The organism is Ruegeria sp. AE4 (assembly GCF_056542185.1).
The window spans coordinates 75,470-88,724 of record NZ_JBQFZK010000011.1; the positions used below are offsets into that span (position 1 = coordinate 75,470).

Sequence of the window (13,255 nt, forward strand, 5' to 3'; positions counted from 1 at the left end):
AGCTCAGGCCGCCTTGTCCAGTTCAAAGGCATCATGCAGTGCCTGAACGGCAAGTTCCATGTATTTCCTGTCGATAAGAACGGAAATTTTGATCTCGGAGGTTGTGATGACCTTGATGTTGATCCCCTCATCCGAGAGTATCTTGAACATTTTGGCCGCGACACCCGATTGCGAGCGCATACCGATTCCCACCACCGAGACCTTGCAGACACCGGTATCGGCGACCAGTTCGGCATAGTTGAGCTCGCCCTTGTCCTTGATCGCCAGCAGCGCTTTTTCGGCACGAACCACCTGATCGGTGGGGCACGAGAAGGTCATGTCCGTGCGCCCCTCGTCCGAGATGTTCTGCACGATCATGTCGACATTGACGCCCTCATCGCTGAGCGCGGTGAAGATGGTCGAGGCGATACCGGGACGGTCCGCCACCGAAACGACGGTCATCTTGGCCTCGTCACGGGAATAGGCCACACCGGCCACAACATTGGATTCCATGATATCCTCCTCGTCAACGACCAGCGTACCGGCCTCGTCGGATTGTTCTTCGAAACTTGAAAGAACGCGCAGTTTTACCTTGTAGCGCATTGCCAGCTCGACCGAGCGGGTCTGCAGCACCTTGGCGCCCAGCGACGCCAGTTCGAGCATTTCCTCGAACGAGATCCTGTCCAGCTTGCGCGCCTTTTCGCAGATGCGCGGATCGGTGGTATAGACGCCGTCCACGTCGGTATAGATGTCGCAGCGTTCCGCACCAAACGCGGCGGCAAAAGCCACGGCAGTGGTGTCAGAGCCACCCCGGCCCAGCGTGGTGATGCGGCCTTCGGGGCTGAGCCCCTGAAACCCGGCCACAACGGCCACTTTCATGCCTTCGCCGAATTTCTGGTTGATGTTCGTGGTCGGGATGTCTTCGATCCGCGCCTGGCTGTGCGCGCTGGTTGTCAGCAGCGGCACTTGCCAGCCCTGCCAGCTGCGCGCAGGAACATCCATTTCCTGCAATGTCAGCGCCATCAGCCCAGCGGTGACGTTTTCGCCCGAAGATACAACGGCATCGTATTCGCGTGCATCAAACAGCGGCGAGGTCTCGTTCACCCAGCCCACCAGCTCGTTGGTTTTGCCCGACATGGCCGAGACGATGACGATCACGTCATAGCCCTTGGCAACTTCGACACCGATGCGCTTGGCAGCACGGCGGATGCGGTCCAGGTTGGCGACCGAAGTGCCGCCGAATTTCATAACGAGTACGGGCATGGGGGCAAATGTCTCCGCGCCTTGGATTAGAGGTCCCGAGCCTCATAAGCGAGGGGCACCCCAAGAGCAAGAGCGCAAACAGGACCCGCCTGTGGCACAGGGCCGCTTTACATTGCGCAGGTGCGGTGTCAGCCTGCGAGTAACAACCAAATCAAGAGGTTCCCCATGTTTCGCTTAGCCCTTGCCGTTACTTTGTTGTCATCGCCTGCATTGGCGCAGGTTGCCAGTGTGGCCGGCACGGACGGAAAGAATGCACTGGGCAAGGTGCCCTGCGCCGCAAATGCCGGTGACCCGATGCAAAGCTGCAATGCAGAGCTGCGCCGCCATGATGACGGCACAACGACGCTGGCCGTGGCTTTGGGGGGTGGCAAGGTGCGCAACATCTATTTCAAGGATGGTGCGCCGGAGTCCAGCAGCTCGACCTCGAAGATGACTTATGAAACGCTGGGTGACGTGCTTGTGGTCTATATTGAACCCGGTGAGGTCTATGAAATTCCCAAAGCGGCGCTGACCGGTCAGTAAGCGTGCGCCTGCCCGTCATAGGTTTCAAAACAGCCGGTAGAGCTGATTGACAGGGCCTCAAAGCGTTCCATCAGGCCCGAGACGGCCTGATCGACATCAATATCAGCGGCCGCGCCGCCCATGTCGGTTTGCACCCAGCCCGGATGATAGATGCCCACGGCGATCCTGTCGGCTTTCAGATCCGTCGCCAGGTTTCGCCCCAGATTCAGCGCCGCCGCCTTGGAAGCGCGGTAGATATAGCTGCCCCCCGGCGCCCGCGTATGGGACGCCATCTGCGACGAGATGATCGCGACCTTGCCGCCTGCGGCGCGCAGATTGGGCAACAAGGCCTGAACGGTCAGGAAAACGCCGGTCACGTTGGTGGCAAAGCTTTGCGCCCACATTTCGGCGGGGTAGTCGTTGATCGTGTGCCCCTTGTCCAGATAGACCCCGGCATTGCAGATCAGAAGATCAACGGGCTGGTCTTTCAGCTGTTCGGCCATTGCTGCCTGTTGGGCCGGGTCCGACACGTCCAGACAGACCTGTGCACTGCCATCGCGTGCGGTTCCGGTAACCGCGTCACCGCGGGTGTCGTAGCGCGTGGCAAGGGCGCGGCCGATACCGCGATTGGCACCGGTGATCACGACATGCATGGATCAGTTGGTCTTTCTGCTGGGCAGAAACGGCAGCGGTGCCACCGGCACGCCATCTTCGATCAGCGATTTCGCCTCATCCGGTCTGGCTTCACCATAGATCGAACGCTCTGGCGCCTCTCCCAGATGCATCTTGCGCGCTTCGCTTGCAAAATCCTTGCCAACGTAGTCCGAGTTCTTTTCGACATGGCGGCGTATTTCGGCCAGAACTTTCTCGATCTCGGGCGAAGGGGTGGCGACGTTGATCTGTTCATTGGATGCAGGCGCGTTTTCGGGCTTTCCCTGCGCATTCCGGGCCGGTCGGACACGCGGTGTCATGATCGCCTTCGCAACCTGCGTACATCCGCAGATCGCGCAGGTCACCATCTTGGCAGAGGCCAGCTTGTCAAAGGCTTCTGCGGATTGAAACCAGCTGTCGAATGTGTGGCCTTCACTGCATTTCAACGCGTATTGAATCATGTTCAGTCCAAAATTACGATTGGCGAATAGATACCGACCAGACTGACAATATCAAGCCTCTCTGGCGCTATCTTAATGCGTATGGGTCTTAAAGTCGCGTAACAATTCGGCAAGCTCGGGTGATCTGACCTTTTGGGCCGCGCATTCAGGTGCAAACCACTTGCGCCTGCGCTCGTGCTTTTCGGGGAAGTCCTGCGACATTACCTGTACATGCAGCGCAAAAACATCGACCAGAATCAAGGTCGGGGGCTGATTTGGGTGGTGCTTGACGTGCAGAAACTGCCCCAGCCCCGCTTTGCTGCATCGCCCCGTCACGCCCGCTTCTTCCCAGGCCTCCTGCACTGCGGTTTCCGATGGGGTCAGGCCGGGGATGAGCCACCCTTTGGGGACAATCCACCGCTGGGCCCGGCGTGTCGTGATCAGCAACACCTCTGGATGGCCACGCCGTATCCGGTAACACAGGGCAGAGGATTGCCGCAAAACAGGGTGTTCCGCAGTCTCAGCCAATTCACGCAGTACCGGTCTTGCATTCATTGCGCGACGCACCTTTTGTTCGGGCAAAGGACCCGTTGGCGTTATAGGCCCGCAGGACACGCCTATTTAGCGCCTTTCTCTTGAAAAACTACCATATGAAGTGGTGTCCGCCAAGTCCGGCGTGATGGCGCATTTGTTGATCACATACGGGCTGACAGCTGTTTCACCAGCTCGTTATGCGGGATATCGGCATCAACCGCCAATCTTCGCAGGCCGAAATGCACACGCGCGATTTGCTGGTAATAGCGCGAATAGACATAGTTCGTTCCACCACCGGCCAACGCGCCGAGCACCGGGACGGACTGTGCCGCCAGTTTTTGCCCCAGCACGATTGAAAAGCGTGGTGCCACTGCAGCAATCAGACGCTGCATGGCCGGACCCGTCAGTGTCAGGCGCACCGAGAAAAAGCCAAGATCCGCACCGTCATCATGCGACAGCGGGCCCGATGCGGACAAAACCCGCACACAGTCGAACTTTACGTTCTCGGCAGACGGATCGAAACCTTCGCGCGCGGCGGCCCCCTGAATGGCGCGCAACAGCATGGCGGTTGTTGCAGGCAGCTCCATCAGGGCTGTTGAAACACCGCCCAGCCCGCCGGCCGCGCCCATGGCCGTGGCAAGCGCGGTATTGACCCAGGGCTGCTGATCAGGGATCGCACGCCGGGACCCCTGAGCCGCGTGCATCGCAAGCCACAGCGCCTGCTCGGTAGCCCCTGTCAGGCCGTTCCGAACCGGATCGGGCAATTGCTCGAGCAGTGACTCGGCTGATCCGCCCAGCTTGTTCAGCAGTTTGACACCAGCCCCTCCGGCAGATCGGTAATAACCCGCCAAACGATCCAGTTCAGCCTCGGCATCCACGTTTTCGACAAGAACCACGTTCTGCATGTGCGTCCTCCTGCCTATCAACATCGGCGTTAAGCCGTGTCGATTCAATAGGTCAGCGGGTCCAGCGGGTGACAGCCCCCTGAACTCCGGACCAGACACCGGGCATCAGTTCTAGCCCCAAAACCCGGTCCGGGTTGGTGGGCGGTGGCATCTCGACACCTTGCAGCCGCGCAAAACCAAATCGCCTGTAATAGGGTTCGTCACCGACCAGCATGACCCGCTGCCACCCGCGCTTACGCCCGGCTTCGACACCGGCATGGATCAGATACCCGCCCAGACCCTCGCCCTGGTGGGTTGGGTGTACGGCAACCGGGCCTAGCAGCAATGCGTCGTGTTCGCCGACATGGACCGGCCAGAAGCGGATCGCCCCGGCCAGAATGCCCTGACCGTCGCGCGCGACCAGTGACAGGTCAGAAACCGGCGGCACATCATCGCGCAACCGGTAGGACGACAACGCCTCACGGCCCGGCGCAAAGCACAGGTCATAGAGGGCTTCGACCTCCCACCAATCGTCCGGCTCTTCTGGCCTGATCCCGAATTGCTGCACACCCGCCCTCTTTTCCTTGCTGGAAATCGCCCTAGCACTTCGTTACGCCTTGGGCAAACGCTTGGAGATATGATGTTCTACCGCCCCGAAGACGGCCACGGCCTGCCGCACAACCCGTTCAATGCCATTATCACGCCACGCCCGATCGGCTGGATCTCGACCCGTGATGCGGATGGGATCAACAATCTGGCACCCTATTCCTTTTTCAACGGGGTTGCTTACACACCGCCGCAGGTGATGTTTGCCACAACCGGCACGAAACACGATCAGATCGGCGGCAAGGACAGTATCGCCAATATCGAGGCGACAGGGGTATTCTGCGTGAATGTCGTGGCCCTTGCGCATCAGGATGCGATGAACGCCAGCTCGGCCAGCCTTCCGAAGGAGGTGGACGAGTTTGCCCATGCCGGATTAACCCCGGTTGAATGTGAAACCATACCCTGCGCCCGCGTACAAGGCGCCCCGGCAGCACTGGAATGCAAGTTGACCCAGATCGTCACTCTGCCGGGCGCGGCCAACCGCGTCGTGTTCGGCGAAGTAACAGGCGTACATCTGCTCGACGACCACATCCGAGAGTGCAAGTTCGACGTAACCTCATTCAAACCTCTGGCGCGGCTTGGGTACCGGGACTATTCGGTCGTGTCCGAGTTGTTCTCGCTCAATCGCCCGGATGATTGAGGGTGTCGGGGGCTCTGCCCCCACCACCCGTTCCGGGCGGCTCCCCCGGGATATTTTTTGGCCAGATGAAGCAGGGATCCTTCATTCATCTGGCTTCAAATATCCCGGAGCGCGAGGCAGAGCCTCGCAAATGGATCAGTGGCCGCCCAGAATGCCGGTACGGACCGAGTAATCCACGGCAAGTTCGTAATCCGGGTCATCGTCACTGTCGACCATCAGGTGGCCTGCCTTGTTCAACAGCTTGTGACAATCCCGGCTCAGGTGGCGCAGCATGACGCGTTTACCCGCGGCCTCGTATTTGGCCGCGATATTTTCGATGGCTTGCAACGCCGACTGGTCAACCACACGGCTTTCAGCGAAATCGACGATGACGGTTTCCGGGTCATTCGGCACATCGAAGAGTTCGATAAAGCCATCCGATGACCCAAAGAACAGCGGCCCCTGGATTTCATAGACCTTCGCCCCTTTTTCGGTCGCGGACTCACGGGTGACGGCGTGGATGCGCTTGGCGTTGTTCCAAGCATAGGCCAGAGCCGACACGATGACACCGACCACAACAGCAACCGCGAGGTCTTCCATCACTGTCACGACGGTGACCAGAACGATGACAAAAGCGTCGGTCAGTGGAACCTTGCGCAGGATCTTGAACGAGTTCCACGCAAAGGTGCCGATCACCACCATGAACATCACCCCAACCAGCGCGGCCAGCGGGATCTGTTCGATCAGCGGTGAGGCAAACAAGATGAAGGTCAGCAGAAACAGCGCCGCAGCGATCCCCGCGATGCGGGTCCGGCCACCGGATTTCACGTTGATCATCGACTGACCGATCATCGCGCAGCCACCCATGCCACCAAAAAAGCCGGTCACGATATTCGACGCACCTTGCGCGATACATTCCTGAGAAGCCCCGCCGCGCTTGCCGGTGATCTCGCCCACAAGGTTCAGGGTCAGCAGGGATTCGATCAGGCCAATCGCAGCCAGAATGACGGCGTAGGGCAGGATGATCTCAAGCGTGCCCCAGTTCAGCGGAACCATCGGGATGTGGAAGGCAGGCAGGCCACCTTCGATCGAGGCCAGATCACCGACGCGCGGGACATCCAGCCCCAGACCGATCACCAGCGCAGCGACAACCAGAATACCGGCCAAAGGTGCTGGAATGAGACGCGTGATGCGCGGCACCACCCAGATCACCGCCATTGTCAGTGCTACAAGGCCTAGCATGGTGTATAGCTGCGCACCCGAGAGCCATTCTCCACCACCCATGCCGTGACCGGTGTTTTCCATGGTACCCGGCACCTTGAACTGGCCCATCTGGGCCAGAAAGATCACGATGGCCAAGCCATTCACAAAGCCCAGCATCACCGGGTGCGGCACCAGTCGGATGAAGCGGCCCCAGTGCATCGCCCCGGCGATAACCTGGAGGATTCCCATCAGAACCACCGTCGCGAACAGGTATTCGACCCCATGTTCGGCCACCAAAGCCACCATGACGACCGCCAGCGCGCCCGTCGCTCCCGAGATCATGCCGGGTCGCCCGCCGATCAACGCGGTGATGAGCCCCACAAGGAACGCGGCATAGAGGCCCACCAGCGGATGCACGCCTGCCACAAAAGCAAAGGCCACGGCCTCGGGCACCAGCGCGAGGGCCACGGTCAGGCCGGACAGCAGCTCGATCCGCAGGCGAGAGAAGGTCAGCCCCTCATCCGGCACCCAGCGCAGATCGGGTATGGCGATACGGTTGGCAAAACTTGCCAGCAAGGCTCGGGGCATTGGACAGTCCTATAGGATATTATGTTCGCGCGAAGGGGTCGTTGTAGCGGGCGCGCCGCTGTTAAGCCACCGCAGGAGGTGGGATGCAGCCATGCGCACAGCGCATAACTCGCCTCTCGGCAACGTGATTTGCGGCACCCGGATCAAGCACCCAAATGTGAGTTCATGCGTTGGATTGCCCTTATATTTCTATCGGCCCTGCCCGCCTTTGCACAGGACTTGCAAGGGAATGACACGGCTGGAAACTGGCGTGTCACGCACCATGAAATTTTCGGCATCTGGAATTCGATTTGTGACGAGCGTGAGGAAGCCGGTACTTTGGTGAAGCGCTGCTACATAAGGCGCGCCGAGGTGTTTTCCTTGCGTCCGAAATTTGCGGCGCAATTCATGTTCATCACACCTGAACCAGATGGTTTCAAAATCGAGTTCGGGATTGAGCCCGGCACCTTCTTCAGCCCTTCTGGATTCCGCATAGAGAAAGATCAGGATGTGATCTGGCGCACGCGGCGCCCCGGGTGCCTGACAGGGTTAAGCTGCACATTCGAGGATCATCGCGCCGACAGCCTGCTGGATGCCATGCTGAACGGGGATGCGTATCGTTTTGAGTTTCGTGACAGGCATGGTCAATCGCAGGACCTGACGTGGCCGCTGGATGAGTTTGGATCCGCGTGGGCGGATTTCAATACGCAATCTCAACAGCGTAACCTGCTGGCGAAACAGGAATAGACCTCTTGTCAATTTCGGGCCGAACCCGCACAAATTCAATATCAGTATTTCAGGCGGAGCAGGACAGTGACCCAAACCAGGATTGCCGTTATCGGCGGATCAGGCATCTATGACATCGATGGGCTGGAAAATGCGGAATGGGTCAGTGTCGATACCCCTTGGGGGGCGCCCTCGGATCAGATTCTGACCGGGTCGCTGGACGGTGTCGCAATGGCCTTTCTGCCGCGCCATGGGCGCGGGCATGTGCATTCGCCCACCGATGTGCCCTATCGCGCCAATATCGACGCGCTGAAACGGCTTGGTGTGACGGATGTGATCTCGGTCTCGGCCTGCGGGTCGTTTCGCGAACACATGGCACCGGGCGATTTTGTCATCGTCGATCAGTTCATCGACCGGACATTTGCGCGCGACAAGAGCTTTTTCGGAACAGGCTGCGTCGCCCATGTCAGCGTTGCGCACCCGACCTGCCCGCGCCTGTCGGACGCCTGTGAGACCGCAGGCAAGGCTGCCGGTATCACGATCCATCGCGGCGGCACCTATCTGGCGATGGAAGGGCCGCAGTTTTCGTCTCTGGCGGAATCGAAGATGTATCGTGAGCAATGGGGCTGCGACGTGATCGGGATGACCAACATGCCCGAAGCCAAGCTCGCCCGCGAAGCCGAGCTTTGTTATGCCTCAATCGCGATGGTCACCGATTTTGACAGCTGGCACCCGGATCATGGCGAGGTGGATGTGACCACCATCATTGCGACCCTGACCGGCAATGCCGACAAGGGCCGTGCACTGGTCAAAGGCCTTCCCATCCTGTTGGGGACCGACCGCGCGCCCTGTCCGCATGGCTGTGACCGGGCGCTGGAATATGCCATCCTGACTGCGCCCGAAAAGCGCGACCCGGCGCTGTTGGCCAAGCTGGACGCGGTGGCGGGTCGGATTCTGTAGGTTCTGCGCGACGCGTCGGGCATTGCAGCCGACAGCAGATCGGTTTTCCGGATCACGTTGTTCAAGCGTCCAAGCATGGCATCGACCCTTGCGCTCGAAACTGTCCGGGCACAGGGGATGCGGGTACTTTCTGCCGGGATACTCGCCGCAAGAATGCGACGGTTGTGACGGATCGCACTCGTATCAGTTTTCGTGCAAGTCTCGGCCTGATCCGACCGATTTGAAGGGCCCGAAAGCTGGTCGCCATGAAAATTGTCAAGTACTGGTAGTTTGGCTATAGCGGTACCAAAGGAACGTATTGCGAGCAGACCCTTATGTCTCTGGAACTCTGGCTGGCCTTTGTTGCCGCATCCACCGCCTTGCTGCTGATCCCTGGCCCAACCGTGCTGTTGGTGCTGAGCTATGCGCTGTCCAAGGGGCGCAGCGTTGCCGTGGCCTCGGCCACAGGGGTCGCTGTGGGGGATCTTGTGGCAATGACCGCGTCTTTGTTGGGACTGGGCGCGCTTGTTCTGGCCTCGGCCACCTTGTTTTCCGTCCTCAAATGGGTCGGAGCGGCCTATCTGGTCTGGCTTGGGGTTAAACTGCTGCGAAGCGCCCCGGCAAGTGGTTTGGGAACGGTCGCGACCGGGCGGGATGTCACCCCCCGCAGCGTGTTTGGACATGCGGCCGCAGTCACGACACTGAACCCGAAATCCATCGCCTTTTTCATCGCCTTTGTGCCGCAGTTCCTGCGCCCGGCTGAACCACTGGGGCCGCAATTTGCCATCCTGATCGCCACTTTTGTCGGGCTGGCCTGGCTGAATGCGCTGGCTTATGCGTTGCTGGCCGACCGGTTGCGGCGGCTGATTGGCCGCGCCAGCGTGATCACCGGCATGACGCGGTTTGGCGGGCTGACCTTGATCGGGATGGGTTTCGCCACGGCAGTTCTGCGCCGCCCGGCCTGACCCCTTTTTCAGTTTTCGGCGTTTTCCTTCATGAACCCGCGGATAAACCGGCGGATTTCGCGGGCAGCTGATGTATCCAGCTCCCTGCACAACTCGACAAACGCGTCGCGTTCATCCTTGTCCAGACGCAGAACCAGCTGGCTGTTTTTCTTCGTTGATCCCTTGCCGTCTTTCTTTGGCACGCGCGTTGCTCCTAGCAAATGCTCGTTAATTCAGGCGATGCATTGTGTATACATAGCATAGTGATTGTCGTTATCGGGCACTTAACAGCACCGGAACGGAAATGGCAATGAACCTTCAAACCGTCTGGGGCCTTTCTTTTGCGAGATCAACGCAAATGCGCAAGCCGCACCTGTCATGTTTGCCTGCCACGCTTTACCGGTATTACGGATTGCCCAAGGCTGTGGTTTCGTGCCGCTGGTGATCGCGTGAATGAATTGTTCCTTGCATGGCTAACCCTCTTGGGCCAAACACGTTTTGGTATTTGAAGCGGAAAAGGGTTGGTTCATGTCAAGGAACAAGACTGTCAAAGACTACATCCGGACGATTGTCGACTTTCCGCATGAAGGAATTCTGTTTCGCGATGTGACGACGCTGTTTGCCGATCCGCGCGGATTTCGGATGGCCATTGACCAGATGCTGCACCCCTATGCCGGGGAACGCATCGACAAGGTTGTCGGCCTCGAAGCGCGGGGCTTTATCCTTGGGGGGGCGATTGCGCATCAGCTGAGCCTGGGCTTCGTACCGATCCGCAAGAAAGGCAAGCTGCCCGGCACAACGATCAGCCAGGACTACAAGCTGGAATATGGTGAAGCGATCGTCGAGATCCACGATGACGCCATCCAGCCAGGCGAAAAAATCCTTGTCGTTGACGACCTTCTGGCCACAGGCGGCACTGCGGCGGCGGGCATCAAACTGATCGAGCGTTTGGGCGGTGAGATCGTCTCATGCGCGTTCATTATCGACCTGCCTGACCTCGGCGGGCGCAAAGTATTAGAAGATATGGGCATGGACGTGCATGTCCTGTGCGAATTCGAAGGGCTTTAACGCGGCAACCTTCGGACTTCTTAACAAGAGTCAGAGCCGGGTTCACGCCTTCAGCACCGCGCCGGGATTCATGATGCCAAAGGGGTCCAGCGCCGCCTTGATGGTCCGCATTGCATCCAGCTTTACCGGATCGCCATAGCGGTCCAGATCGTCCGTTTTCATGCGGCCCACGCCGTGTTCCGCGCTGACCGAACCATCAAAGGCATGGACCAAATCATGCACGGCCCGCTTGACCACGGCGCTCTGACCCTCAAATTCCGCGCGGCGCTGCCCCTTGGGGGGAAAGACGTTGTAGTGCAGATTGCCATCCCCGAGATGGCCAAAGCAATTGATCCGGAACTGCCCGAGACCGGAAACCAACTTTTCCCCTTGGCGCACAAATTCCGGAATTTCTGAGATCGGGATCGAGATATCATGGCTCGACACCGAGCCGATCAGGCGGTTGGCCTCGGGGATACGCTCGCGCACGGCCCACAACTCATCACGCTGCGCCTCGCTTTGTGCAATCACGCCATCCTGCACCAGCCCAAGCGCTTGCGCGTGGACAAAGATATCCTCCAGCGCGTCGGACGGAGACTGCCCCGTGGCCAGCCCCAATTCGATCAGAACGCTCCACTCTGGCGGTGTTTCAAACGGTTGCCGGACATCCGGCAGAACCTCGGACAAGAACTTCAGCCCCTGCCGGTGGATCAGTTCGAAAGTGCTGACAGCCTCGCCCACGCGATCACGCGCCTGGGCCAGCAGGGAAATGGCAGCCTCGGGTGACGCTACTTGAAACATTGCCGTCCCGATCGCGGCAGGCCGGGGAAACAGTTTGAGCGCAGCTGCAGTGATGATCCCCAGCGTGCCCTCGGCCCCGATCAGCAGATTGCGCAGGTCATAGCCTGTGTTGTCCTTTCGCAACCGGCTGAGACCCTGCCAGATTTGACCATTGGGCAGAACGACCTCGAGCCCAAGGCACAGGTCGCGCGCATTGCCATAGCGCAAGACGTTGACGCCCCCGGCATTGGTGGAGAGGTTGCCCCCGATCCGACAGGATCCCTGCGCCGCCAGCGTCAAGGGAAACAGGCGGTCTTGCGCTTCGGCCGCGGCTTGGACATCCTGCAAAATGGCGCCGGCCTCGGCAATCAGCACATTTTCAGTGGAATAGACGGACCGGATGGCTGTCATCCGTTCCAGCGAAATCACAAGGGGCGCTGGCCCGTGCGGCATCACCTGCCCCCCGACCAGACCGGTTCCGCCGCCATAAGGCACCACCGGAACGCGCTCCCCGCACGCCACCTGCACCAGTACCGAGACCTCCTCGGTTGTGCGGGGCAAGGCCAGCAGGCCAGCCTGTCCGGCAAATCGCCCGCGCGGCTCTTCCAGATACCGGTCGGCCACCGGGCGCAACACCTGATCGCCCAGTTTCGAGCGGATCAGCGTGGCAATGCGGTCATCAGCGGGGTTCAGACTCATACGCTTTCAATGCCCAACCGATCCCACCACGGCAAGCCTTATTCCAGATCAATCAGATAACGCGGCTCCAGCACGACAACCGTTGGACGGTCCGGCAAGTCACGCAGAGAGACGGTGATCTCGGACACGCCGTCACGTTCAACCGGGAACTCATCCCGGATATCCACGAGGAAGCGATCCAGCGAAAACTCCGAGAACCAGTGCATCGGAATGATCACCGAGCTTTTCAGCCGCTTGAGAACCGAGATCATGTCGGGCAAGGGCATGGTTGTTCCGCCATCGACGGCGGCCATGACCACATCCAACCGACCCAGCGCAGCAAACTGTTCGTCTGACGGTACATGATGCAAATGTCCCAGATGGCCGATACACAGCCCTTCGACCTCGAACACGAAGATAGAATTGCCGCGTTCCTCAACTCCGCCATAGGCCGAGCGGATATCGGTTGGGACATTGCGTATCAGCATCTCGCCCAGATCCAGATGATGTTCGATCCCCTGCCCGAACTCTCCCCATCCCGGCAGGACATGCGGGATCGCCGGGTCGGGATGCGCCGTCCAATGGGTGTCATGGGCATGGTTCATCGTCACCACATCGGGAATCAGATCGGCACCCCCGATGAACCCGGTAAAATCGGTCACCACATTCAACCCGCCACGGGTCTGGATCATAAAGGCGGCATGCGCGACATAGCTGATGCGCACCGAAAACTCCGGTACCGGGTCCTGCCACGCGGCTTTGTGCAGATATTCGATCCCCGGCGCCGCGTCGGCGATGGCGATACAATGGCTCGGCCGCCGCTCCTGCGCCACGGCCCCGCCCGAAATCACCATCAATGCTGCAACCAACCAGCGCATACCCGAAGTGTAGCGC

16 protein-coding genes are annotated in these 13,255 nt (G+C 59.6%); 6 read left to right on the forward strand and 10 right to left on the reverse strand.

Annotated elements, in window-relative coordinates; genetic code table 11:
* Window positions 1–3 precede the first annotated feature (3 nt).
* On the reverse strand, window positions 4–1,242 hold the full coding sequence (locus ACR0EK_RS14085) for an aspartate kinase (protein ID WP_480488466.1): 1,239 nt from the start codon (window positions 1,240–1,242) through the stop codon (window positions 4–6).
* Between the two features lie 165 nt (window positions 1,243–1,407).
* On the opposite strand from ACR0EK_RS14085, the gene ACR0EK_RS14090 reads away from it, so the two are divergent.
* Window positions 1,408–1,764: a hypothetical protein gene (locus tag ACR0EK_RS14090; protein WP_480488468.1), complete on the forward strand. Its 357-nt coding sequence runs from the start codon at window positions 1,408–1,410 to the stop codon at window positions 1,762–1,764.
* Here ACR0EK_RS14090 and ACR0EK_RS14095 read toward each other — a convergent pair.
* From ACR0EK_RS14095 to ACR0EK_RS14115, 5 genes are all read right to left on the reverse strand, one after another.
* The gene (locus ACR0EK_RS14095) at window positions 1,758–2,396 is read right to left on the reverse strand and encodes an SDR family NAD(P)-dependent oxidoreductase (protein WP_480900281.1); all 639 of its coding nucleotides are present in this window, start codon (window positions 2,394–2,396) and stop codon (window positions 1,758–1,760) included. The two genes, ACR0EK_RS14090 and ACR0EK_RS14095, sit on opposite strands and share 7 nt — an antisense overlap.
* Before the next feature lie 3 nt (window positions 2,397–2,399).
* Window positions 2,400–2,855 carry a DUF1178 family protein gene (locus tag ACR0EK_RS14100; protein ID WP_480546425.1) on the reverse strand — a complete coding sequence of 152 codons (456 nt, stop codon included), beginning with the start codon at window positions 2,853–2,855 and terminating at the stop codon, window positions 2,400–2,402.
* Between the two features lie 72 nt (window positions 2,856–2,927).
* A complete protein-coding gene (locus tag ACR0EK_RS14105) occupies window positions 2,928–3,389 on the reverse strand; it encodes an NUDIX hydrolase (protein WP_480560369.1) in 462 nt (153 codons plus the stop codon).
* A gap of 140 nt (window positions 3,390–3,529) precedes the next feature.
* Window positions 3,530–4,273: an EcsC family protein gene (locus ACR0EK_RS14110; protein WP_480900283.1), complete on the reverse strand. Its 744-nt coding sequence runs from the start codon at window positions 4,271–4,273 to the stop codon at window positions 3,530–3,532.
* Window positions 4,274–4,325: 52 nt separating this feature from the next.
* A complete protein-coding gene (locus ACR0EK_RS14115) occupies window positions 4,326–4,820 on the reverse strand; it encodes a GNAT family N-acetyltransferase (protein WP_267363076.1) in 495 nt (164 codons plus the stop codon).
* A gap of 72 nt (window positions 4,821–4,892) precedes the next feature.
* On the opposite strand from ACR0EK_RS14115, the gene ACR0EK_RS14120 reads away from it, so the two are divergent.
* Window positions 4,893–5,498, forward strand: coding sequence for a flavin reductase family protein (locus ACR0EK_RS14120; protein WP_480900285.1), 606 nt, complete (start codon window positions 4,893–4,895; stop codon window positions 5,496–5,498).
* Between the two features lie 135 nt (window positions 5,499–5,633).
* Here ACR0EK_RS14120 and ACR0EK_RS14125 read toward each other — a convergent pair whose 3' ends face one another.
* Complete coding sequence (locus ACR0EK_RS14125; RefSeq protein ID WP_480900287.1) at window positions 5,634–7,268, reverse strand: SulP family inorganic anion transporter; 1,635 nt, start codon at window positions 7,266–7,268, stop codon at window positions 5,634–5,636.
* Window positions 7,269–7,433: 165 nt separating this feature from the next.
* Here ACR0EK_RS14125 and ACR0EK_RS14130 point away from each other — a divergent pair, with 165 nt between their 5' ends.
* The 3 genes from ACR0EK_RS14130 to ACR0EK_RS14140 all read left to right on the forward strand — a co-directional run bounded on the left by ACR0EK_RS14130 (window position 7,434) and on the right by ACR0EK_RS14140 (window position 9,877).
* The gene (locus ACR0EK_RS14130) at window positions 7,434–7,994 is read left to right on the forward strand and encodes an invasion associated locus B family protein (protein ID WP_480833052.1); all 561 of its coding nucleotides are present in this window, start codon (window positions 7,434–7,436) and stop codon (window positions 7,992–7,994) included.
* 66 nt (window positions 7,995–8,060) lie between these two features.
* The gene (locus ACR0EK_RS14135; protein WP_480900289.1) at window positions 8,061–8,933 is read left to right on the forward strand and encodes an S-methyl-5'-thioadenosine phosphorylase; all 873 of its coding nucleotides are present in this window, start codon (window positions 8,061–8,063) and stop codon (window positions 8,931–8,933) included.
* 314 nt (window positions 8,934–9,247) lie between these two features.
* Complete coding sequence (locus tag ACR0EK_RS14140; RefSeq protein ID WP_480900290.1) at window positions 9,248–9,877, forward strand: LysE family translocator; 630 nt, start codon at window positions 9,248–9,250, stop codon at window positions 9,875–9,877.
* An 8-nt stretch (window positions 9,878–9,885) separates the two neighbouring features.
* Here the strand turns inward: ACR0EK_RS14140 and ACR0EK_RS14145 are convergent, their stop codons facing one another.
* Complete coding sequence (locus ACR0EK_RS14145; protein WP_209505622.1) at window positions 9,886–10,059, reverse strand: hypothetical protein; 174 nt, start codon at window positions 10,057–10,059, stop codon at window positions 9,886–9,888.
* A gap of 325 nt (window positions 10,060–10,384) precedes the next feature.
* On the opposite strand from ACR0EK_RS14145, the gene ACR0EK_RS14150 reads away from it, so the two are divergent.
* On the forward strand, window positions 10,385–10,924 hold the full coding sequence (locus ACR0EK_RS14150; protein WP_209505620.1) for an adenine phosphoribosyltransferase: 540 nt from the start codon (window positions 10,385–10,387) through the stop codon (window positions 10,922–10,924).
* Window positions 10,925–10,966: 42 nt separating this feature from the next.
* Here the strand turns inward: ACR0EK_RS14150 and ACR0EK_RS14155 are convergent, their stop codons facing one another.
* Both ACR0EK_RS14155 and ACR0EK_RS14160 read right to left on the reverse strand, forming a co-directional pair.
* Window positions 10,967–12,382 (reverse strand): FAD-binding oxidoreductase, encoded by a 1,416-nt coding sequence (locus ACR0EK_RS14155; RefSeq protein ID WP_480900292.1) that lies wholly within the window; start codon window positions 12,380–12,382, stop codon window positions 10,967–10,969.
* A gap of 38 nt (window positions 12,383–12,420) precedes the next feature.
* On the reverse strand, window positions 12,421–13,239 hold the full coding sequence (locus ACR0EK_RS14160; RefSeq protein ID WP_480900294.1) for an MBL fold metallo-hydrolase: 819 nt from the start codon (window positions 13,237–13,239) through the stop codon (window positions 12,421–12,423).
* Between the last annotated feature and the right edge of the window lie 16 nt (window positions 13,240–13,255).